Origin of the sequence: Comamonas badia DSM 17552, assembly GCF_000484635.1 — a bacterium.
In the GTDB taxonomy this organism is placed as follows: domain Bacteria; phylum Pseudomonadota; class Gammaproteobacteria; order Burkholderiales; family Burkholderiaceae_C; genus Comamonas_C; species Comamonas_C badia.
This window is the reverse complement of the sequence record NZ_AXVM01000005.1, coordinates 158,756-179,891: the sequence shown is the minus strand read 5'-3', so window position 1 is coordinate 179,891 and position 21,136 is coordinate 158,756. Positions and strand designations below refer to the sequence as shown.

General features: G+C 68.0%; 21 protein-coding genes and 1 pseudogene. 12 read left to right on the top strand and 10 right to left on the bottom strand.

All coding sequences use genetic code 11. From position 1 onward, the window contains the following. Positions 1-9 precede the first annotated feature (9 nt). Positions 10-1,326: a serine--tRNA ligase gene (gene serS / locus K320_RS0112050; RefSeq protein ID WP_024539094.1), complete on the bottom strand. Its 1,317-nt coding sequence runs from the start codon at positions 1,324-1,326 to the stop codon at positions 10-12. Between the two features lie 53 nt (positions 1,327-1,379). On the opposite strand from serS, the gene K320_RS0112045 reads away from it, so the two are divergent. Beyond that, the gene (locus K320_RS0112045; RefSeq protein WP_024539093.1) at positions 1,380-2,051 is read left to right on the top strand and encodes a CBS domain-containing protein; all 672 of its coding nucleotides are present in this window, start codon (positions 1,380-1,382) and stop codon (positions 2,049-2,051) included. Positions 2,052-2,136: 85 nt separating this feature from the next. Here K320_RS0112045 and K320_RS0112040 read toward each other — a convergent pair whose 3' ends face one another. Continuing rightward, the gene (locus tag K320_RS0112040; RefSeq protein ID WP_024539092.1) at positions 2,137-3,567 is read right to left on the bottom strand and encodes a short-chain fatty acyl-CoA regulator family protein; all 1,431 of its coding nucleotides are present in this window, start codon (positions 3,565-3,567) and stop codon (positions 2,137-2,139) included. A 117-nt stretch (positions 3,568-3,684) separates the two neighbouring features. On the opposite strand from K320_RS0112040, the gene K320_RS0112035 reads away from it, so the two are divergent. From K320_RS0112035 to K320_RS0112020, 4 genes are all read left to right on the top strand, one after another. Further along, positions 3,685-4,056 (top strand): acyl-CoA thioesterase, encoded by a 372-nt coding sequence (locus K320_RS0112035; protein ID WP_024539091.1) that lies wholly within the window; start codon positions 3,685-3,687, stop codon positions 4,054-4,056. Positions 4,057-4,343: 287 nt separating this feature from the next. Beyond that, entirely contained in the window at positions 4,344-5,498 is a 1,155-nt protein-coding gene (prpC, locus tag K320_RS0112030) for a bifunctional 2-methylcitrate synthase/citrate synthase (RefSeq protein ID WP_024539090.1), read from the top strand. Between the two features lie 149 nt (positions 5,499-5,647). Beyond that, positions 5,648-7,099, top strand: a complete 1,452-nt coding sequence (locus K320_RS0112025; RefSeq protein WP_024539089.1) for a bifunctional 2-methylcitrate dehydratase/aconitate hydratase — start codon at positions 5,648-5,650, stop codon at positions 7,097-7,099. Positions 7,100-7,103: 4 nt separating this feature from the next. Further along, entirely contained in the window at positions 7,104-7,964 is an 861-nt protein-coding gene (locus tag K320_RS0112020) for an isocitrate lyase/PEP mutase family protein (RefSeq protein WP_024539088.1), read from the top strand. Positions 7,965-8,009: 45 nt separating this feature from the next. Here the strand turns inward: K320_RS0112020 and K320_RS0112015 are convergent, their stop codons facing one another. The 3 genes from K320_RS0112015 to K320_RS0112005 all read right to left on the bottom strand — a co-directional run bounded on the left by K320_RS0112015 (position 8,010) and on the right by K320_RS0112005 (position 10,904). Continuing rightward, positions 8,010-9,320 (bottom strand): hemolysin family protein, encoded by a 1,311-nt coding sequence (locus K320_RS0112015; RefSeq protein ID WP_024539087.1) that lies wholly within the window; start codon positions 9,318-9,320, stop codon positions 8,010-8,012. Positions 9,321-9,432: 112 nt separating this feature from the next. Beyond that, positions 9,433-10,437, bottom strand: a complete 1,005-nt coding sequence (ispH, locus tag K320_RS0112010; protein ID WP_024539086.1) for a 4-hydroxy-3-methylbut-2-enyl diphosphate reductase — start codon at positions 10,435-10,437, stop codon at positions 9,433-9,435. Beyond that, the gene (locus K320_RS0112005) at positions 10,434-10,904 is read right to left on the bottom strand and encodes an FKBP-type peptidyl-prolyl cis-trans isomerase (protein ID WP_024539085.1); all 471 of its coding nucleotides are present in this window, start codon (positions 10,902-10,904) and stop codon (positions 10,434-10,436) included. Before K320_RS0112005 ends, ispH begins: the two co-directional genes overlap by 4 nt. A 58-nt stretch (positions 10,905-10,962) precedes the next feature. On the opposite strand from K320_RS0112005, the gene radC reads away from it, so the two are divergent. Genes radC through K320_RS0111985 form a run of 4 tightly spaced genes read left to right on the top strand, consistent with a single transcriptional unit; the run spans position 10,963 to position 13,873 of the window. Then, on the top strand, positions 10,963-11,673 hold the full coding sequence (gene radC, locus K320_RS0112000; protein ID WP_024539084.1) for a RadC family protein: 711 nt from the start codon (positions 10,963-10,965) through the stop codon (positions 11,671-11,673). 3 nt (positions 11,674-11,676) lie between these two features. Beyond that, positions 11,677-12,831: an esterase-like activity of phytase family protein gene (locus tag K320_RS0111995; protein WP_024539083.1), complete on the top strand. Its 1,155-nt coding sequence runs from the start codon at positions 11,677-11,679 to the stop codon at positions 12,829-12,831. Then, positions 12,828-13,478 carry a Smr/MutS family protein gene (locus tag K320_RS0111990; protein ID WP_024539082.1) on the top strand — a complete coding sequence of 217 codons (651 nt, stop codon included), beginning with the start codon at positions 12,828-12,830 and terminating at the stop codon, positions 13,476-13,478. Before K320_RS0111995 ends, K320_RS0111990 begins: the two co-directional genes overlap by 4 nt. After that, positions 13,478-13,873: a YkvA family protein gene (locus K320_RS0111985; protein ID WP_024539081.1), complete on the top strand. Its 396-nt coding sequence runs from the start codon at positions 13,478-13,480 to the stop codon at positions 13,871-13,873. The genes K320_RS0111990 and K320_RS0111985 overlap by 1 nt, the downstream gene beginning before the upstream one ends. A 105-nt stretch (positions 13,874-13,978) precedes the next feature. On the opposite strand, the gene K320_RS18405 is transcribed toward K320_RS0111985, so the two are convergent. After that, positions 13,979-14,563, bottom strand: a complete 585-nt coding sequence (locus K320_RS18405) for a helix-turn-helix domain-containing protein (protein ID WP_024539080.1) — start codon at positions 14,561-14,563, stop codon at positions 13,979-13,981. A 107-nt stretch (positions 14,564-14,670) separates the two neighbouring features. Between K320_RS18405 and K320_RS18160 the strand changes: the two are divergent. Together K320_RS18160 and K320_RS0111970 are read left to right on the top strand one after the other, a co-directional pair. Continuing rightward, positions 14,671-15,768 (top strand): annotated as a pseudogene (locus tag K320_RS18160) (LLM class flavin-dependent oxidoreductase). A 9-nt stretch (positions 15,769-15,777) separates the two neighbouring features. Next, a complete protein-coding gene (locus K320_RS0111970; protein WP_024539079.1) occupies positions 15,778-16,338 on the top strand; it encodes a flavin reductase family protein in 561 nt (186 codons plus the stop codon). A 152-nt stretch (positions 16,339-16,490) separates the two neighbouring features. Here the strand turns inward: K320_RS0111970 and K320_RS0111965 are convergent, their stop codons facing one another. The 4 genes from K320_RS0111965 to K320_RS0111950 form a co-directional block, all read right to left on the bottom strand. Then, a complete protein-coding gene (locus K320_RS0111965; protein WP_024539078.1) occupies positions 16,491-16,802 on the bottom strand; it encodes an EthD family reductase in 312 nt (103 codons plus the stop codon). 148 nt (positions 16,803-16,950) lie between these two features. Continuing rightward, positions 16,951-17,385 carry an EamA family transporter gene (locus tag K320_RS0111960; protein WP_024539077.1) on the bottom strand — a complete coding sequence of 145 codons (435 nt, stop codon included), beginning with the start codon at positions 17,383-17,385 and terminating at the stop codon, positions 16,951-16,953. Between the two features lie 4 nt (positions 17,386-17,389). Continuing rightward, a complete protein-coding gene (locus K320_RS0111955; protein WP_024539076.1) occupies positions 17,390-17,617 on the bottom strand; it encodes a hypothetical protein in 228 nt (75 codons plus the stop codon). A 126-nt stretch (positions 17,618-17,743) separates the two neighbouring features. Then, entirely contained in the window at positions 17,744-20,293 is a 2,550-nt protein-coding gene (locus K320_RS0111950; RefSeq protein ID WP_156913974.1) for an ABC transporter permease, read from the bottom strand. Between the two features lie 114 nt (positions 20,294-20,407). On the opposite strand from K320_RS0111950, the gene K320_RS0111945 reads away from it, so the two are divergent. Next, entirely contained in the window at positions 20,408-21,133 is a 726-nt protein-coding gene (locus tag K320_RS0111945) for a ferredoxin--NADP reductase (RefSeq protein ID WP_024539074.1), read from the top strand. Positions 21,134-21,136: the final 3 nt, after the last annotated feature.

The following is a 21,136-nucleotide window of genomic DNA, read 5'->3' as shown; positions in this document are numbered from 1 at the left end:
GCTTCGCTCTCAGGGCGCGAGCCGTTCCAGCCCGCCCATGTAAGGCCGCAGCGCCTCGGGAATCGCGATCGAACCATCGGCCTGCTGGTTGTTCTCCATCACCGCCACCAGCGCGCGGCCGACGGCGACGCCCGAGCCGTTGAGCGTGTGCACCAGTTCGTTCTTGCCTTGCGCGTTCTTGAAGCGCGCCTGCATGCGCCGCGCCTGGAAGGCTTCGCAGTTGCTGACCGAGCTGATCTCGCGGTAGGTGTTCTGCGCCGGCAGCCACACTTCCAGGTCGTAGGTCTTGGCGGCGCCAAAGCCCATGTCGCCGGTGCACAGGCCCACCACGCGGTAGGGCAGGCCGAGCTTTTGCAGGATGGATTCGGCGTGCCGCGTCATCTGCTCCAGCACCTCATAGCTCTTTGCGGGGTGCACGATCTGCACCATCTCGACCTTGTCGAACTGGTGCTGGCGGATCATGCCGCGCGTGTCGCGCCCGTAGCTGCCGGCCTCGGAACGGAAACACGGCGTGTGCGCGGTCAGGCGGATGGGCAATTCGCTCTCGGGCACCACACGATCGCGCATGAAATTGGTCAGCGGCACCTCGGCCGTGGGGATCAGATAGAGCTGGGCGTGGTCGGGGGCGGGCTCGGCGTCCTGCCCGCCCTTCTGCGCGGCGAACAGGTCGGCCTCGAATTTCGGCAGCTGGCCGGTGCCGCGCAGCGTCTCGGCGTTGACGATGTAGGGCACGTAGCACTCGGTGTAGCCGTGCTCGGCGGTGTGCAGGTCCAGCATGAACTGCGCCAGCGCCCGGTGCAGGCGCGCGATGCCGCCCTGCATCACGGCAAAACGCGCGCCGGTGAGCTTGGTGGCGAGGTCGAAATCCAGACCCAGTGCGGCGCCCAGATCGACATGATCCTTGACGGCGAAATCCATGGCGCGCGGCGTGCCCCAGCGGCGCACCTCGACGTTGGCCGACTCGTCGGCGCCCACGGGCACACTCGCGTGCGGCAGGTTGGGCACAGCGGCCAGCATGGCCTGCAGCTCGCCCTGAATTTGCTCCAGCCGGGCAGCGGAGTGGTCGAGCTCGCCCTTGAGCGCAGAGACCTCGGCCTTGGCCGCCTCGGCGGCGTCTTTTTCGCCCTTGCCCATGAGCTGGCCTATCTGTTTGGACAGGCGATTGCGCGTGGACTGCAGCTCTTCGGTGCGGGTCTGGATGGCCTTGCGCTCGGTCTCCAGCGCCTCGAAGGCCGCCACGTCGAGGTAGGGCTGGGGATTTTTTCGGGTTTGCAGGCGCGCAACGACCGAAGCCAAGTCTTTGCGCAGCATAAGAATGTCAAGCATAGTGCGTGATTTTAGGGTGACACTGCCGATCACCAGAGGCGGGAGGTGCAGCCATGTTCTTCGTCTTCGGCCCCACGGGGCGCATCGCAGCGGGTGACGCGGACAGGATTGCGGGCGTGACCGGCCTGCGCCGCGTGGGGCGGCCGCAGGCGCTGCGCACGCGCCCGGACGAGGGCGAGCCCTTCGCCCTGCCCGAGGGCGCCGCGCCACGCGAAGGCAGCAGCGGCCCGGCCAGCCGCCCCGCGCCGATTGCCGCCTACGAGGAAACGGCCGCCGGGCCCACGCTGCCGCGCCAGCCCATCAAGCAGGTGCGCGGGGTGATGACGCAGGGCGCCATCACCGTGGCGCCGCAGGCACGCGTGAACGATGCCTGGCAGACCATGGCGCAGCACCACGTGGCGCAGGCGCCGGTGGTGGACGACAAGGGCCAGGTGATCGGCCTGCTGCTGCGCGCGGACATGGCGCCGCTGGATCTGCTGCCCGAGCCCGGCGCGGTGCAGCAGGCCATCGCACTGGCGCGCCGACCGGTGGCGGAGGTGATGTTCAGCCCCGTGCCCACGGTGTCGCCCGACACCGACCTGCGTCGCGTGGCGCGCGCCTTTCTCGACACCGGCCTGCCGGGGCTGCCGGTGACCGACGAGGCCGGGCACTGCACCGGCTTTATCTCGCGCACCGACATCCTGCGCGCGATGGTGGCCGATCCGCCGCTCGATCTGTGGAGTTGATTTCCGTGGGAGCGGCTTCAGCCGCGAACGATGGGCGCATGCAATCAACGGGCATTCGGGGAACGGGCATTCGGGGCTGAAGCTCCTACAGGGAGCCATCCGCAAGCACCGCGCTGCCGTAGGGCACGAAGCGGCTCTGGTTCTCGTCCACCGCGAGCGGGCGGCCAATGAAGGGAAAGGCGCGCTGCGGGCAGTTGGCGCGCTCGCACACCTTGCAGCCCATGCCTATGGGCGTGGCCGCGTCGGGGTCGCGCAGATTGAGCCCCTGCGAATACACCAGGCGCGGCGCATGCCGCACGTCGCAGCCCAGGCCGATGGAGAAGATGCGCGGCGGCGTGCCCCAGCCGCCGCGGTGGCTGGCGACGGTGCGCGCGATCCACAGGTAGGCGCGGTCATCGGGCATGCGCGCCAGTTGCGTCAGGATGCGGCCGGGCTGCGCGAAGGCTTCGTACACGTTCCACAGCGGGCAGGTGCCGCCGGTGCGGCTGAAGTGAAAGTGCGTGGCGCTCTGACGCTTGCTGATGTTGCCCGCCCGGTCCACGCGCACGAAGAAGAAGGGCACGCCCGGCGCGCCCGGGCGCTGCAGCGTGGAGAGGCGGTGGCACACGGTCTCGAAGCCGACACCGAACCGCTGGCCCAGCAGGTCGATGTCGTAGCGCAGGCGCTCGGCCGCCGCGAGGAAGGGCGCGTAGGGCAGCAGCAGCGCGCCCGCGAAATAGTTGGCCAGCCCGATGCGCGCCAGGTGCCGCGAGGCGTCGTCGCCGCGCAGCGGCGCTTCGCCCGTGAGCGCATCGAGCAGCGGCGAATGCTCGACCAGCGCGAGCTGCGTGGCGAGCTGGAACACCTGCTGCGCCGGGGCCAGCGCGGGTGCCAGCCGCAGCACGCGCCGCGCGGGGTCGTAGTTGCGCTTGCCGCCGTCGCCCTGTGGCGCCTGCTCGACGCGCACACCGTGGCGCTCGGTCAGGCGCCGCGCGAGCCAGTCGGGCAGCAGAGCAACGCCCACGCCGGCCTCGCCGGCCAGCGCCTCGGCGCGCCGGTCCACCTCGTCGAAATAATTCTGGTGCGCGAAGAAGAAGTCGCGCACCATCTCGAACGGCATGGCGCGCGCCGGCGGCGGGCCGCCGCGGTCGTCGCCCAGGCGCAGCGCCATCGCTTCGAGCTGCGCCTGCACCTCCAGCGTGCGCCGGTGCAGGCCCACCAGCGCGCGGCCCAGCTCGGGCATCTGCGAGGCCACTTCGCGCAGCTCGGGCAGCGAGATTTGCGCGGGCGCGTCCGCCAGCGCCTCGCGCATCGCGGCGGCCAGGCGCTCTTCCTCGTCCTCGGAGAACTGCTGCACATCCACGCCCAGCGCGCGGTGGATCTTCAGCAGCACCGCCACGGTGAGCGGGCGCTGGTTCTGTTCGAGCTGGTTCAGGTAGCTGGGCGAGAGGCCCAGCGCCTGCGCCATGGCGACCTGCGACAGGCCGCGCTCAGCGCGCAGGCGGCGCAGACGCACGCCCATGAAGGTCTTCTTCATCGCGGCCTCGTGGCAAGCGGAAAATTCGCAAAATTTGCAAATTCAAGGATTTTAGTTCGCAAGATTTCGCCTTTTCAGTGCTGGGCAGAAGCCGCTATTTTGCGTAAATTGCGAAGCATGACAAGCCCTTCGGGAACCCTGGAACTGCACGAGCTGGTGCTGCCCGCGCACGCCAACCACCGTGGCACGCTGTTCGCTGGCGAAGGCCTGCGGCTGATGGCCAAGGCCGCGTTTCTCGCGGCACGCGGCCTGGCGCAGCGCGAAGCGGTGATGGCCGCCGTGACCGGCGTGCAATTCCTCTCGCCCGTGGCGCTGGGGCAGCAGTTGCTGCTGCGCGCCTGGGTCAGCCGCGTCGGGCGCAGCTCGATGACGGTGTGCGTGACGGGCCTGTCCGAATCGCCCGGCACGCCACCCGAGGAAGTGCTCAAGGGTGTTTTTGAAATGGTGGCGGTGGACGGCAAGGGCCGACCTAGCCCAGCGAAACGGTGAAATCGGCTGTGCGTGAACGTCTGGCAAGGCCCCAATCGAGGCGACGTGCGCAGTCGGGTTGGACACCCGGCGAGCACGGCAACGACGAGTGTGGCCTTGCCAGGCGTTCACCCGAAGGGCTGGGGCTGCAACGGGCGCATGACAGCGTTGCCCACCTTGCTAAGGCAGCCAGCCTTGGCTGCGGTGCGCGCCTTGCCCTGCACCCGTTGCAGTCCCAGCGCACAGCCGATTTCACCGTTTCGCTGGGCTAACGCCATCGACCGTTCGTACCTGAACCAGGAAGCCGCATGACCACTGCTACCGCAACCCCTCCCAAGGCGAAGAAATCCGTCGCCCTCTCCGGCATCACCGCCGGCAACACCGCCCTATGCACCGTGGGCCGCACCGGCAACGACCTGCACTACCGCGGCTACGACATCCTGGACATCGCCGAAGTCTGCGAGTTCGAGGAGATCGCCCACCTGCTGGTGCACGGCAAGCTGCCCACGCGCGCCGAGCTGAAGGCCTACAAGGCCAAGCTCAAGGCCCTGCGCGGCCTGCCCGGCAGCGTGAAGGCGGCGCTGGAGCAGCTGCCCGCCGCCAGCCACCCGATGGACGTGATGCGCACCGGTGTCTCGGCCCTGGGCTGCGCGCTGCCCGAGAAGGACGACCACAACCTGCCCGGCGCGCGCGATATCGCGGACCGGCTGATGGCCAGCCTGGGTAGCATGCTGCTGTACTGGTACCACTTCAGCAACTCGGGCCGCCGCGTGGAGGTGGAGACGGATGACGACTCCATCGGCGGCCACTTCCTGCACCTGCTGCACGGCGTCAAGCCCAGCGACGCCTGGGTGCGCGCCATGCACACCTCGCTCAACCTGTACGCCGAGCACGAATTCAATGCCAGCACCTTCACCGCGCGCGTGATCGCCGGTACGGGCAGCGACATGTATTCGAGCATCGCTGGCGCCATCGGCGCGCTGCGCGGGCCCAAGCACGGCGGGGCGAACGAGGCGGCGTTCGAGATCCAGAAGCGCTACGACTCGCCCGACGAGGCCGAGGCCGACATCCGCCGCCGCGTGGAAGCCAGGCAAGTGGTGATCGGCTTCGGCCACCCGGTCTACACCGTGAGCGACCCGCGCAACGTCATCATCAAGGGCGTGGCGAAACAGCTTTCCGAAGAGGCCGGATCGACCAAGATGTTCGACATCGCCGAGCGGCTCGAATCCGTGATGTGGGAAGTCAAGAAGATGTTCCCCAACCTCGACTGGTTCAGCGCCGTCAGCTACCACATGATGGGCGTGCCCACGGCCATGTTCACGCCGCTATTCGTGATCGCGCGCACCAGCGGCTGGGCTGCGCACGTGATCGAGCAGCGCATCGACAACAAGATCATCCGCCCCAGCGCACACTACACCGGGCCGGAGGATCAACGCTTCGTACCCATCGACCAGCGCGCCTGAAGCTGCTCCTTCCCCCTTTGGGGGAAGGCTGGGATGGGGGCTTGCAGCGCTCGCTACCCCACTTGCGCCGCAGGCCCCCACCCCTGCCCTCCCCCAGAGGGGGAGGGAGTAAAAACCGCCGAATTTTTCATTTCAACCAGAGCATTTCCATGTCTTCACCCATCTCCAACGTCCGCCCCGACTACGACCCCGTCATCCAGGACATCGCCGACTACGCGCTGAACTACGAAATCAAATCCGAGCTCGCCATCGAGACCGCGCGCAACATCCTCATCGATACGCTCGGCTGCGGGCTGGAGGCGCTGGAATACCCGGCCGCCTGCAAGCTGCTCGGCCCGGTGGTCAAGGGCACGGTGGTGCCGCACGGCGCCAAGGTGCCGGGCACGCAGTTCCAGCTCGACCCGGTGCAGGCGGCGTTCAACATCGGCGCGCTCATCCGCTGGCTGGACTTCAACGACACCTGGCTGGCCGCCGAGTGGGGCCACCCCAGCGACAACCTGGGCGGCATCCTGGCCGTGGCCGACTGGCTGAGCCGCACCGCCGTGGCCGCGGGCAAGAAGCCGCTGACCATGATCGAAGTGCTGCGCGGCATCGTGAAGGCGCACGAGATCCAGGGCGTGATCGCGCTGGAAAATTCCTTCAACAAGGTGGGGCTGGACCACGTGCTGCTGGTCAAGGTGGCGTCCACCGCCGTGGTCAGCCAGATGCTGGGCCTCACGCGCGACGAAACGCTGGCCGCCGTGTCGCTGGCCTGGGTGGACGGCCAGAGCCTGCGCACCTACCGCCACGCGCCCAACGCCGGCAGCCGCAAGAGCTGGGCGGCGGGCGACGCCACCAGCCGCGCCGTGCGCCTGGCGCTGATCGCGCAGACCGGCGAGATGGGCTACCCGAGCGCGCTCACCGCCAAGACCTGGGGCTTTTACGACGTGCTGTTCAAGGGCCAGCCGTTCAAGTTTCAGCGCACCTATGGCAGCTACGTGAGCGAGAACGTGCTGTTCAAGATCAGCTTCCCGGCCGAATTCCACAGCCAGACCGCCGTCGAGGCCGCCGTCACGCTGCACAAGCAACTGAAGGACGCAGGCAAGAGCGTGGAGGACATCGAAAAAATCACCATCCGCACGCACGAAGCCTGCATCCGCATCATCGACAAGCAGGGGCCGCTCAACAACCCGGCCGACCGCGACCACTGCATCCAGTACATGGTGGCCGTGCCGCTGATCAAGGGCAACCTGACGGCCGCCGACTACGAAGACAGCGTGGCGGCGGACCCGCGCATCGACGCCTTGCGCGCGCGCATCACCTGCGTGGAAGACCCGCGGTACACCCGCGACTACCACGACCCCGACAAGCGCAGCATCGCCAACGCGCTGACCGTGACGTTCAAGGACGGCAGCACGCTCCCCGAGGTGGCGGTGGAATACCCCATCGGCCACAAGCGCCGCCGCGCCGAGGGCATCCCGCTGCTGGAGGCCAAGTTCCGCACCAACCTGGCGCGGCGCTTCCCGAAGAAGCAGCAGGACGCGATCCTCGCCGTCTCGCTCGACACCAAGACCCTGGCAGCAATGCCGGTGCACGAGTACGTCGATCTGTACGTCATCTGACACCATGAACACCAAACAGCAACTCAAGGCTCTGGTCGAGGCCCGGCGCGGCGCCATCGTGCCCGGCGCGTTCAACGCGCTCTCGGCCAAGGTCATCGAAGACCTGGGCTTCGAGGCCATCTACGTCACCGGCGCGGGCGTGACCAACATGTGGTTCGGCATGCCCGACCAGGGCTTCATGGGCCTGGCCGAGATCGCCGACCACGCGGCGCGCATCCGCGACGCGGTGAGCCTGCCGCTGCTGGTCGATGCCGACACGGGCTTCGGCAACGCGCTCAACGTTTATCACACCGTGCGCACACTGGAGCGCGCAGGCGCCGACTGCATCCAGCTCGAAGACCAGGTGGCGCCCAAGCGCTGCGGGCACTTCAGCGGCAAGGAAGTCATCAGCACCGAAGAGGCCGTGAGCAAGATCAAGGCCGCCGTCGATGCGCGGCGCGACCCCGATTTCCTCATCATGGCGCGCACCGACGCCGCCGCCACGCACGGCTTCGAGGCGGCGGTGGAGCGCGCACAGAAGTTTGCCGAGGCGGGCGCGGACATCCTGTTCGTCGAAGCCGTAACCAAGGCCGAGGAAGTGCGCGCGCTGCCGCAGCGGCTGCAAAAGCCCCAGCTCATGAACATGGTGATCGGCGGCAAAACGCCGATCTTCAACGCCGACCAACTGGCGGGGCTGGGCTTCGGCCTGGTGCTGTACGCCAACGCCGCGCTACAAGGCGCGGTGATGGGCATGCAGAAGGCGCTGACGGTGCTGCGCGACGAGCGGGAAGTGCGGGAATCGGGCGGCCTGGTCACGCCGTTCGCCGAGCGCCAGCGGCTGGTGGGCAAGCCCGCGTGGGATACGCTGGAGCAGCGCTACCGGTAGAAGTTGGGCGTTGAGCGTTTTGCGAGCGGCCAGCAGCCTCACACCTCACGCCTCACGCCTCACGCCTTCAGGCTCCATCCGCGTGGCCAGTACCTTGTCTATCGTCTTGCCGTCCATATCGACGATCTCCAGGCGCCAGCCTTCCCACTGCACCACGTCGGTCTCGCTCGGCAGTTTGCCGGTCAGCAGCATCAGCATGCCGCTGAGCGTCTGGTAGCGGCCCTTGTCTTCCTCGGGCACGCTGGCCAGGCCCAGGCAGTCCTTGAGCTCGGGCACGGGGATGTGCCCATCGAGCAGCCACGAGCCATCGTCCCGCTGCACGGCCCAGGCATCCTCCACATCCGCGGTCTGGAACTCTCCGGTAATCGCCTCGATCAGGTCCTGCAGCGTGACGATGCCCTGCACCTCGCCGTATTCATCCACCACGAAGGCCATGTGGATATCCGAACGGCGAAAGTCGTGCAGCAGCTCCATGCCGTTGATGGTTTCCGGCACGTACAGCGGCGGCTGCAGCAGATCGCCGTCGAGCGCCTTGGCATCCGCGTCACGCAGCACGCGCGCAAGCCATTGGCGCGCCCGCACCACGCCCAGGATGTTTTCCATGCCGCCGCGCACCACCGGGAAATGCGCGTGGCTGGATCGCTCTATGCACGCCAGGTTGTGCTCGAACGGCGCCTGCACGTCCAGAAACACCACATCCGAACGTGGCACCATCAGCGAGCCGATCTGGCGCTCATCGAGCCGAAAGACGTTGCGCACCATCTGGTGCTCATGGCGCTCGATCACGCCGGCGCTGGTGCCCTCGGCCAGCATCGCGTGGATCTCGTCCTCGGTCACCACCTCGCGCTTGGCGTGCACGCCCAGCAGGCGCAGCAGCGCTTCGGTGGACACCGTGAGCAGCCGCACGAAGGGCCGCGTCGCACGCGCCAAGCCGTTGATGGGGCGGGCAACGGCGCGCGCGATCGTCTCGGGGAAGCTCTGGCCCAGGCGCTTGGGCACCAGCTCGCCGATGACGATGGAAAAGTAGGTGATGACCACCACCGCCACACCCAGCGCCACATAGTCGGCCGTCTTGGTCTGCATGCCGGCTTCCACCAGCAGCGCCGACAGCGGCTGCGCCAGCGCCGTCTCGCCGACGATGCCGTTGAGCACGCCAATCGAGGTGATGCCGATCTGGATGGTGGAGAGAAAGCGCGTGGGGTTTTCGCCCAGCTTGGCGGCCGCCATCGCGCCGGCGTCGCCTTCATCGATCAGCTTCTGCAACCGCGCCTTGCGCGCGGAAACCAGCGCCAGCTCGGACATGGCGAAGACCCCGTTGAGCAGGATCAGTGCAAAAAGAATCGCAATTTCAACCATGGGACCAGGGCGCGAAGGACAGCCCTGATTGTGCTTTCAGTTGGAGCGACACCATTTTTCCATCAAAAAAGTGTCGTTTGCGCACTATACACAAGCGTCTGCAGCTATCTTTTTATAGAGTAGTGCTCGCCTGCCCGCGCACGTGCAGGGCCGAGCGCTCGGGCGGCTCGTCGCCGTCCAGCTTGAGTCCCTTGGGCAGCGGAAAGCGCATGTCCTCCGTCACGCCGTCCATGGTGCGCACGGCCACGCCGCTGATCTCGTGGATGCGCGCGATCACCTCCTGCACCAGCACTTCCGGCGCGGACGCGCCCGCCGTCAGGCCCACGGTGTTCACGCCTTCAAACCATTGGGGCTGCAGCTCGTGCGCGCCATCCACCATGTGCGCGGGCGTGCCCATGCGCTGGGCCAGCTCCAGCAGGCGGTTGCTGTTGGAACTGGTCTGGCTGCCGACGACGATAACCATCTCTACCCGCCGCGTGAGCATCTTCACCGCATCCTGGCGGTTCTGCGTGGCATAGCAGATATCCTGCTGCTTGGGCTCGCGCACCGCCGGAAAGCGCGCGCGGATGGCGGTGGTGATCTCGCGCGCATCATCGACGGAGAGCGTGGTCTGCGTCACCAGCGCCAGCTTCTCGGTCTGGCGCGGCGTGATCTTGTCCACGTCGGCCAGCTCCTGCACCAGATAGATGCCGTCATGCAGCTGCCCCATCGTGCCTTCCACCTCGGGATGGCCGGCGTGGCCGATCATGATGAATTCGTAGCCTTCCCGGGCCAGCTTGGCCACCTCCACATGCACCTTGGTGACCAGCGGGCAGGTGGCGTCGTACACCCTGAGGCCCCGCGCGACGGCCTCTTGCTGCAGCGCACGGCTTACGCCATGGGCCGAGAAGATCACCACCGAGCCCTTGGGAATGCCTTCCAACTCTTCGACGAAGATCGCACCCTTGGCCTTCAGGTCGTTCACCACATAGGTGTTGTGCACGATCTCGTGGCGCACGTAGATCGGCGCGCCGAACTTGACCAGCGCGCGCTCGACGATCTCTATCGCCCGGTCCACGCCCGCGCAGAACCCGCGCGGCTGCGCCAGGACGACTTCCTTGGGTAAATTCACTGTCATAGCACCCCGATGATCTGCACCTCGAAGGTGACGGGTTGGCCCGCAAGCGGGTGGTTGAAATCCATGCACAGCGCGCCATCGCCCCGCACCTGCATGACGGCGCCGGCGTAGGTGCCCAGGCCGTCGGGCGTGGCGAATTCCACCACCTCGCCGACGTGGTATTCATCCTGCGGATCGCCCATCTGATCGAGGAGCTTTTTCGCCACCCATTGCTGCATCTGCGGATTGCGCTCGCCAAAGGCCTCGCCCGCGGGCAGCTCAAAGGTGCTGCGCGCGCCCTCGGGCAAGCCGATCAGGCGCGCCTCCAGCGCGGGCGAAAGCTGCCCGGAGCCCACCGAGAGGGTAGCCGGCTTGCTCTCGAAGGTGTTGATCACATCCCCTGCCGGGCCCGCCAGGCGGTAGTGCAGGGTCAGAAAAGAGCCCTGCGCCACCTGGGCGGTGGCGGCGGTGGCGGCGGGTTCGGTCATGGAAGGCGCTCTGGATAAACTGCCCTATTCTAGAAAGCTGGGGCAAACCCCTACCGACATGCCGCTCAAAGACCTGCCGCCCGAGAGCCAGCCGCGCGAAAAGCTGCTGGCGCGCGGCCCCGCCGCGCTCTCGGACGCCGAGCTGCTGGCGCTGCTGCTGCGCACCGGCATCCAGGGCAAGGGCGTGCTGCAACTGGCGCACGAGCTGCTGGCCGCCCCCGTGCGGGACGACAAGGGCGCACCCACAGGCGGCTTTGGCGGCATCGCCGGGCTGCTGAACGCCCAACGCGACGACTTGAAGCGCATCAAGGGCCTGGGCCCGGCCAAGCGCGCCGAACTGCTGGCGGTGCTCGAACTCGCGCGCCGGGCGCTGGCGCAGCAACTGCGCCAGCGCGCCGTCTTCGACACGCCGCAGGCGCTGCGCGAGTACCTGCAACTGCACCTGGGCGCGCAGCCGCACGAGGTCTTCGCGCTGCTGCTGCTCGACAGCCAGCACCGCCTGATCGCGCTGGAAGAACTCTTCAGGGGCACGCTCACGCAGACCGCCGTCTACCCGCGCGAAGTGGTGCTGCGCGCGCTGCACCACCAGGCGGTGGCGGTGGTGCTGGCGCACAACCACCCCAGCGGCAGCGTGGAGCCCAGCCGCGCCGACGAGATGCTGACGCAGACGCTCAAAAGCGCGCTGGCGCTGATCGACGTGCGCGTGCTGGACCACATCATCGTGGCGCCGGGCGCATCGCTCTCGATGGCCGAGCGCGGACTGATTTGACCCATGCGCGCCTGGGCCGCCCTGATCCTGCTGCTGAGCGGCTGCACGCTGCCGCTCACGCCGCCCGCGCCGCAACCTGCGCAGGCGCCGTGGCTGCGCCTGATAGGCAGCGTGGATTTGCCCACCGCCACCGAATTCGGCGGCACCACCGTCGGCGGCCTCTCCGGCATAGCCTACAGCGCCGAGCGCGATGAATACCTCTTGATCAGCGACGACCGCGGCAACGACGGCCCGGCGCGGGTCTACACCGCGCGCATCCGCTACGACGCAAGCCACCTGCAGGCACCGCAATTCACCGGCGTCCACCACCCACGCCACGCCAGCGGGAAACCCTTCGCGCCCTGGTGGCGCCCTGGCGCCGGCATGGACCGCCCAGACGCCGAGGCCGTGCGCTGGCTGCCCGGCGGCACGCAATTCCTGTGGACCAGCGAAGGCGATTTCGCGCGCGGCTTTGGCCCGCAGCTGCGCGAGAACGCGCTGGAGGGCGCCTTCATTCGCAGCATTGCGCTGCCGTCCAGCATGGAACCGCGAAAAGGCGATCGCGGGCCGCGCGGCAACGGCACGCTGGAAGGCCTTGCACTGGCGCCGGACGGGGACAGCGCATGGCTTTCGATGGAGCTGCCGCTCAAGCAGGACGGCGAACAGGCCACGCCCGACGACGGCGGCGCGCCGGTACGCATCACGCACATCGATCTCGCGAGCGGCACGGTGCTGCGCCAGATCGCCTACCAGCCGGAACCGGTGCCTTACCGCCGCATGCTGCCCGGCCCGCAGATCAACGGCGTGAGCGAAATCCTGATGGAGGACGCGCACCATCTGCTGGTGCTGGAGCGCTCCTACAGCGCAGGTCGGGGTTTTGGCGCACGGCTGTACCGCATCGATACGCGCGCGGGCAGCGACACGCAGACGCTGGATGCCTTGACACCCGCCAACCACCGGACCGCGTCCAAGCAGTTGATCGGCGACCTGGCGGCGCTCGGCATTCCCCTCGACAACATCGAAGGCATGACCTGGGGCCCGCGCCTGCCCGATGGCGGCTGCGTGCTGCTGTTCGTGGCCGACAACAACTTCAACCCGGCCGAAGCCACGCAGTTCATCGCCGCACGCTATCTGGAGCCCCCCGGAGGCGCGGGCCGCTGCCCCGCGAGCGCGCCATGAGGGAACCGGCCGCACGGTCATTCGCCGAACTGGCGCTGCTGCGCCGCCGCTTGCGCGCCCTGCACGAGCAGGAGCTGGCGCGCCTCACGGCCGAGCGCGAGGCGCGCGAGCGGGCCTGGGCCGAGCAGCATCTGTTCGAGAGCACCGTAGGGGCCGTGCTGCCGCTCAGGCAGGTGGAGCGCCACTGGAGCGCGCCGCCGCAGCCCGCGCCCCACCCGGTGCAGCGCCTGCGCGACGAGCGGCAGGTGCTGGCCGAGTCGCTCAGCGACGAATTCGACGTGAGCACGCTGCTGGATGTGGATGACCAGCTGAGCTTTCGCCGCCCCGGCATCGGCCTGGACGTGACGCGCAGGCTGCGCGCGGGCCACTGGAGCATCCAGCGCCAGCTCGACCTGCACGGCCTGCGCCGCGACGAGGCGCGCGAGGCGCTGGCGCAGTTCATCCGCCTGGCGCACCGCACCGGGCTGCGCTGCGTTCGCGTCATCCATGGCAAGGGTCTGGGCTCGCCCGGCAAAACACCGGTGCTCAAGGGGCGGGTGCAGGCCTGGCTGGTGCAGAAACGCGAGGTGCTGGCCTTCGTGCAGGCGCGCGCAGCCGAAGGCGGCGCCGGCGCATTGGTGGTGCTGCTGCAGCCGGGCGGGCGGTGATGGGCTGGCTCGGCCGTCTGGCGGCACTCAAGCTGTGGGCGCGGCGTCTGCGGCTTGAAGTGGTGGCCGTCTACTTCGCCGCGCGCGACCCGCGCACGCCGCGCGCCCTGCGCTGGCTGGCGCTGCTGGTCGCGGCCTATGCGCTCAGCCCGATCGATCTGATTCCGGACTTCATCCCCGTCCTGGGCTGGCTCGACGACCTGATCCTGGTCCCGCTGGGCCTCTGGCTGATCATGCGCTGGCTGCCGCCCGAGGTGCTGCAGGCCTCGCGCCGCAAGGCCGAGGCGCTGTGGCGCAAGCCGCGCAGCCTGATGGCCGCGGCGTTCATCGTGCTGCTGTGGGCGCTGGCGGCGTTGATAGCGGGCGTCGCACTGTGGCGCTGGCTGGCCCGCTGAACAACTTCAAGGTTCAATTATTGAGGCCTATCAGGGTTTATCCTGATGGCGGAATTTTTTTATCGAAATAACAATTGAATTTCAAATTGATTTTTTATTTGAAATTCAATCATGTTCGCCTGCACCGCCCTTCGCGGACGCCCCCAGAGACCGGCGGTGGAAGGTCGTCACCTCCCGCGTGATGGATTCGTAGACGCGTTCCAATGCTTCCAGCTGGTCACGCAATCCGCCGGCCCCGGCCAGAAAGCCAGGCACGCCTTCCGTCCCCTTGAGCAGCAGCTTTTCGCGCAGCCGGGCGTAATCGTCGCAGACCCGCATGCCCTCGGCCGTACCGGCGTAGAACACCCCTTTGCGCGCGCTGCCGCTCTTGGTGACGAAGCCCAGCTGCATCAGCTTGCGCAATGCGTACTGGATGTTGGGCAGATCGCCGCGGTTGGTCATCTGCATCAGCTCGCGCACCGTCTTGGGCTGCTCATGCATGCAGATCACGTGCAGCAAGGTGTTCTCGCTGCCCGACAGCTGCGCGCCGGTGACCGCCGCCAGGCATTCGCTCTGCCAGCGGGCAAACGATTCGGCCGTGCGCATCAGCGCAAATTCCACATCCGTCACCGCCACCCCGGTGCCGCCGCGCGCCAGATGCCAGAAATGGTCATCGCCGCGGTCGCTGGCATCGGTTTGCGCTGTGGTCATGGTCTATCCCCTGCATCGGGCTGCACGGCCAGCCCCTCGCGCAAAGCATAGCAACAGATTCCCCCAACCCGCGGGTGGCAACCCGCAATGACCCCAGGAGCCCGCGTATGTCGCAGCCTGTACAGCAGCACCCCTTCTTCCAGCACGACAAATTCCTGCTGGCCACCTTCTCGTCCAACTGCTCCGGCGGCATGACGGTCTCCAGGCTGCCCGATCGCTGGCAGGCGACGATGGAGAACAACATCCAACTGGCGAAATTGCTGGACGACGCCGGCATCGACTTCATGCTGCCGATCGCGCGCTGGATCGGCTACGGCGGCGAGACGGACTTTCACGGCACGGTGCTGGAGACCATGACCTGGGCCGCCACCATCCTCGCGCACACCAGGCGCATCACCGCCTTTGCCACCATGCACACCGTGGCCAACCACCCGGTGGTGCTGGCCAAGCAGATCGCCACGCTCTCCGAGGCGAGCGGCGGGCGCATCGGCCTGAACATCGTCGCCGGCTGGAACAAGCCGGAATACGACGCGCTGGGCCTGACCCTGCCCGACGACCACGAAACCCGCTACGGCTACGCGCAGGAGTGGTTCGACTTCGTGCGCAAGCTCTGGACGTCCGAGCAGCCCTTTGACTGGAAGGGAAAGTACTGGAACACCACGCGCAGCTACGGCTGGCCGCACCCAGTGAGCGCGCCGCCCATCGTCAACGCGGCGGGCTCGGGCCAGGGGCGCGACTTCGCCACCAGCAATGTCGATTTCCTGTTCACGCCGGCGATCGACCTGGCGCGCTCCAGGGACGAAATTGCGTAGCTCAAGGAGCAGGCCGCCTCGAAGGGGCGCAAGGTCGGTGTGCTGACCTTCTCGCATGTCGTCTGCCGCCCGACCGAGGCCGAGGCCAAGGCCGAGCTCCAGCGCCAGCTGGACAACGCCGACTGGGGCGCGGTGGACAACCTGGTGAAGCTGCAGTTCGCCCATGCGCAGAGCTTCCCGCACGATCTGCTGGCGCTGATCCGCGAGCGCATGGCCACGGGCCACGGCGGCTTTCCGCTGGTGGGCACGCCCGAACAGGTGGCCGACGGCATCACCCAGCTGCACCACGTGGGCTTTCGCGGCACCACGCTCTCGTTCCTGGATTACGTCAAGGAATTCCCGTACTTCCGCGACACCGTGCTGCCCATTCTGTCGGCGCGCGGTATCCGCTGAGAGGGCGCCATGTTGCAACGCGTCTCCCCGGACACCCTGGCCGCGCTGGGCCTGCCCATGCTGGCCGATGCCGCAGGCTTTCGCCTCGCGATGCGCCACTTCGCCGGTTCGGTCTGCGTGCTCACCGCCGATGGCGAAAAAGGCCCCACGGGCTGCGTCGCCAGCTCGGTCAGCTCCTTCAGCGCCGCGCCGCCGGTGCTCGCGTTGAGCCTGGCGCAGCAGAGTTCCACCGCGCAGGCGCTGCGCGTGGGCAGCCCGCTGGGCATCAGCCTGCTGGCACCGGAGGACGAAGCCGTGGCCCAGCGCTTTTCCGGCTTCACCGGTGTGGCGGGGTCAGCGCGTTTTGCGGGTTCCGACTGGCTGGAGCTGGATCCCGGCGCGCAGGTACTGGCCAGCGCAGTGGTCGGCCTGGGCTGCGCAGTCGAGGAAATGATCCCGCGCCATGGTCAGGTACTGGTGCTGGCGCGCGTATGCGCGATCGCGCCCAGCCCCGGCCAGCGGGCGCCGCTGCTGTACTGGCACGGTGCCTACCGGGAACTGCGGGACGGCGGCGCGTGCGCTGGGCCTTGACTGCGGTCCGATGGGCGGCCTGGTCAAGGGAAAATCGACGCGGCGTCCCGGACCGGCACGCAGGTGAAGACCAACTTCGTATGCAACCTGGGCTGCGCCGATCACGGCAAGACGCCGCAGCGCCTGGCGCTTGAAGACGCCTGCGCGGTGATTCAAATAATGCGCTGCTCGTCAAAAATGAGCAGCTCGGCCCCGCCATCGGCGAAGTTGGGCACGTCCTGCGCGGCGCGCTGGCCTTCGGGCGAGCCCAGGCCCTGCATCAGCGCCGGCAGCGATTCGGCGGTGAGCGTCGCCACCATGTGGTAGCTCGCCGGCCCCTGGGGCGTGTTGACCGGCCCCTCGCTGATGGTGAACGCCTGAATGCCCGCAATCTGCTTGACGATGGGGACGTGCTTGTGCATGTAGTAGTCCCGGAACGCTGCCGGGTCCTTGGGCTTGCCATACAGAACCACGAGTTTGGCCATGGTGTGTCTCCTTTGAAGGGTGGTTGAAGTGCCCCAGGCCGCAAGGCGGCGGGCAGAGCCATGCTACGACATGCCGGGGGCATCGTGCCGTTCAAAAGTAACTTTGAATGAAAAGTGGCTACAACACGCACCCACCCTGCGCTGGAAGCTATCTTTTCAGCGACAACACCAGTACGCCGCCCGCCACCAGCCCAATCCCCAGCCAATCGCGCAGGCCGGGGCGCTCGCCCAGGAAGGCCACGGCAAACAGCGTCACCAGCACCACGCTGAACTTGTCCACCGGCGCCACCTGCGAGGCGTCGCCGATCTGCAGCGCACGGAAGTAGCAGACCCACGAGGCCCCCGTGGCCAGTGCCGAAAGCACCAGGAACACCATGCTCCTGCCCGGCAAGGCCAGCGGGTTGCTCCACTGCCCCGTCGCCAGCACGAAGCCGGTGAGCACCACCAGCACCACCACGGTGCGCACCCAGGTGGCCAGATCCGAGTTGATGCCCGTCACCCCCACCTTGGCGAAGATCGCCGTCAGCGCCGCAAAGCCCGCCGACAGCAGCGCCCAGAAAAACCAGGATTGCGTCTGCGCCATGGTTTCACTCCTCCGTACCTGGGCGGCGCTGCATGGTGGTGTCCCAATCCGGATTGGCCACGCCCTCGCCCGCCGGTTGCTGGTTGCGCGAGTTCGACCGCCACACGCCGCCCGACCAGTTCAGCTGCGGCTCGGTGCGGTACCAGAACCAGCGCCCATCGGCATCCTGCGCAAGCCAGTTCCAGCCTGCGGGGGCATCGGCCCAGTCGGGCGCACTGCCGCTCTCGTTCATACAACCCCCGTCATTGCGTCCTATCTGGTGCCAGCCAGACGATCATTTTGTCATCGAAAAATGGCTCTAACGCTTACCCATCAAGCGCCACCAGCTCTCTTGTAGATAGCAAATATTCCAAAAATCTCACTGCGCCGCCTCCCGCAGGGTCTGCACCACCGGGCGGCGCAGCACCTCGCGCAGGCCCCACCAGCCGGCCGCCAGCGCCAGCAGCGCACCGGCGATGCTGCCCGCCAGCGGGATCCACAGGGGGGCCGTCCAGGTGAAATCAAACACGTAGAGCGCCAGCAGCGCGCCCACCACCAGCGCCACGCTGCTGGCGAGCAGGCCCGCCAGCAGGCCCACGCCCGCCAGCTCGGCCCGCTGCACCTGGCGCAGCAGCCGCCCCGAGGCGCCCAGCGCGCGCATCACGGCGAATTCGCGCGCGCGCTCCTCGCGCGTGGCCGTCACCGCCGCAAACAGCACGATCAGGCCCGCCGCCAGCGTGAAGGCAAAGAGGAACTGCACCGCGCCTATCACCTGCGCCAGCACGCCCTGCACCTGCGCCAGCGTGGCGCTCAAGTCCACATTGGTGACGTTGGGAAATTGCCGCACCAGTGCGTTGTCAAAACCCGGCTGGTCCGGCGCGCGGTAGGCGGCCAGGTAGGTGATGGGCACCTCGGGCATCTCGGCCAGCGGGTAGAGCACGAAGAAGTTGGCGCGCATCGAGCTCCAGTCCACCTTGCGCAGGCTGGTGATGCGCGCCTGGCTCTGCATGCCGGCGATGTCGAAGGTGAGTGTGTCACCCATCTTCAGGCCCAGGGTCTTGGCCAGACCTTCTTCCACGCTCACCGCATCCGCCTCGCCCGGTGTCCAGCGCCCGGCGGTGATGCTGTTGTGCGCGGGCGCATCCAGGCTGTGCGAGAGGTTGAATTCGCGCTCCACCAGACCCTGCGCGCGGTCATCCGGGTAATCGGCGGCGCTCACCGGCTTGCCGTTCACCGCCACCAGCCGGCCGCGGAACATCGGGTACCAGTCGTAGTGCTCTACGCCCACGCTGGCCAGCAGCGCGCGAAAGTCCTCGGCCTGGTCCGGCTGGATGTTGATGACGAAGCGGTCGGGCGCATTGGCGGGCGTGGCCTGGCGCCAGCTGGCGATCAGATCGGTGCGCAGCAGCACCAGCAGCACCAGCGCCAGCAGACCCACCGCCAGGCTGCTGACCTGCACCACCGCGTAGGCCGGGCGCGCGGCGATCTGGCGCGTGGCCAGCACCAGCCAGCCCGGGGCGCGCGATTCCCGCACGCTTTTGCGCAATACCCACACCGCCAGCCATGCCAGCAGCGCAAACAGCAGCACCGCCACGGCAAAGCCGCCGACGGCGATCAGGCCCAGGCGCCAATCACGGCTGACGATGAGCAGCAGCGCGGCAAAGCCCGCCATGCCCAGCAACAGCACCGCCGCGGACGCGGGCTTGATGCCGCCCAGATCGCGCCGGATGACGCGCAGCGGCGGCACGCGCGCCAGCTGCAGCACCGGCGGCAGGCCAAACGCCGCCAGCAGGGTAAGGCCCACGCCCAGCCCCAGCAGCGCGGGCCAGGCGCTGGCGGCAGGCAGGCCCGCGGGCACCAGCCCCGCCAGCAGCCAGACGAAGACCCAGTGCACGACCCAGCCCAGCAGCACGCCCAGCAGACTGGCGAACAGGCCCACCAGCGCGAATTCCACCAGGTAGGCCGCGGCAATGCCGCGCTGCGCCTGGCCCAGCACGCGCAACAGCGCCGCGCCATCCAGATGCCGCGCGGCAAACGCGCGCGCCACCAGCGCCACCGCCACGGCGGCCAGCAGCGCCGCCAGCAGGGCGACGAGGTTCAGAAACTGCTGGGCGCGGTCCAGCGTCTGGCGCATTTCGGGCCGGCCGCTTTCCAGCGATTCCACCCGCACGCCGCGCACGCCCGGCGCCTGGGCCTGCTGCTGCGCCCAGGCGGTGTAGCGCGCCACGGCGTCGCCCTGGCCCGCCACCGCGAAGCGCCAGGTGATGCGGCTGGCGGGCTGCACCAGCGCCGTGGCGGGCAGATCGGCCACATTCATCAGCACGCGCGGCGCAAAGCCCATGAAGCCGCTGCCGCGGTCGGGCTCCAGCGTGATGACGCGGGCGATGGCCAGTTCGGCATCGCCCAGCCAGAGGGCATCGCCCACCTTCAAGCCCAGCGCCCCCAGCAGTGGCGCATCCACCCAGACCTGGCCCGGCGCGGGGATGCCCTGCGTCGCCGCACCGGGCTGATCGGGCGCTGCCGCCGTTTGCACCTGCCCGCGCAGGGGGTAGCCAGGCGCCACGCCCTTGAGCGCCACCAGGCGGCTGGCGCCGCCCCGCGCATCGTCCGCGCGCGCCATGGTGGGGAAGGACAGCGTGCCCACGCCCGCGAGGCCGAGAGCGCGGGCTTGATCCACAAAGGCTTCGGGCGTGGCCTGGTCGCTGGCGATCACCACATCACCCCCCAGCAGCTGCACCGCGTCGCGCTGCAGGCCGCCCTGCAGCCGGTCGGCCAGAAAGCCCACCGCGCTGAGCGCCGCCACCGCCAGCAGCACCGCCAGCATCAGCAGGCGCAATTCGCCCGCGCGCAGATCGCGCCAGAGCGCACGCCAGCCCAGCCGCAGGGGCGAAGGTGGACGAATGGTGGGGGCGGGAGCAGGGGCTTGCATGGATGCCATGATTGTCTCTAAAGTGCGAACCTCCCCTTGGAGCATTGCGGCGGCGGGAATATCCGGCGCTCAAGATGCATCTAAACCGGCAGAACCATTCCAAAAAGACACGCCATGACAACACAAACCGTCCACCTCAAGGCCAAGACCGAAGCCGCCAACGGCACGATCGCCTTTCATCTGGAAAAACCCCAGGGGTTTGAATTTCGGCCCGGCCAGGCCATTGACGTGATCCTGGCCGACGCGGGCGAGGCGCGCAACACCGGCGATGGGCGCCATGCGTTTTCCATCGTCAGCGCGCCGCACGAGGACGAACTGGTGGTGACCACGCGCATGCGCGACAGCAAGTTCAAGAAGGCGCTGGGCAGCATCCCGATCGGCGGCGTGCTGGAGATCGACGGGCCGTTCGGCTCGCTCACGCTGCACAAGAAGGTGGAGCGCGCGGGCGTGCTGATCGCCGGCGGAATCGGCATCACGCCGTTCATGAGCATGCTGCGCGATGCCGCGCACCGCCAATCGCCGCAGCCGCTGGCGCTGCTGTATTCCAACCGCCGTCCGGAGGACACCGCCTTTCTCGCCGAGTTGCAGCAGATGGAAAAAACCAACCCGCATTTCAAGCTGGTGGCGACGATGACCGACATGGCCAAGTCCAGCCAGAGCTGGAATGGTGAAACCGGCGTCATCGATGCCGACTACGTCAAGCGCGCCACGGCCCATCTGCCAGCGCCCATCTTCTACCTCTGCGGCCCGCCCGGCATGGTGGAGGCCATGCGCAACATGCTGGCCGAGGCCGGCTACGACGAAGACGACGTGCGCAGCGAAGAGTTCTACGGTTATTGAAGG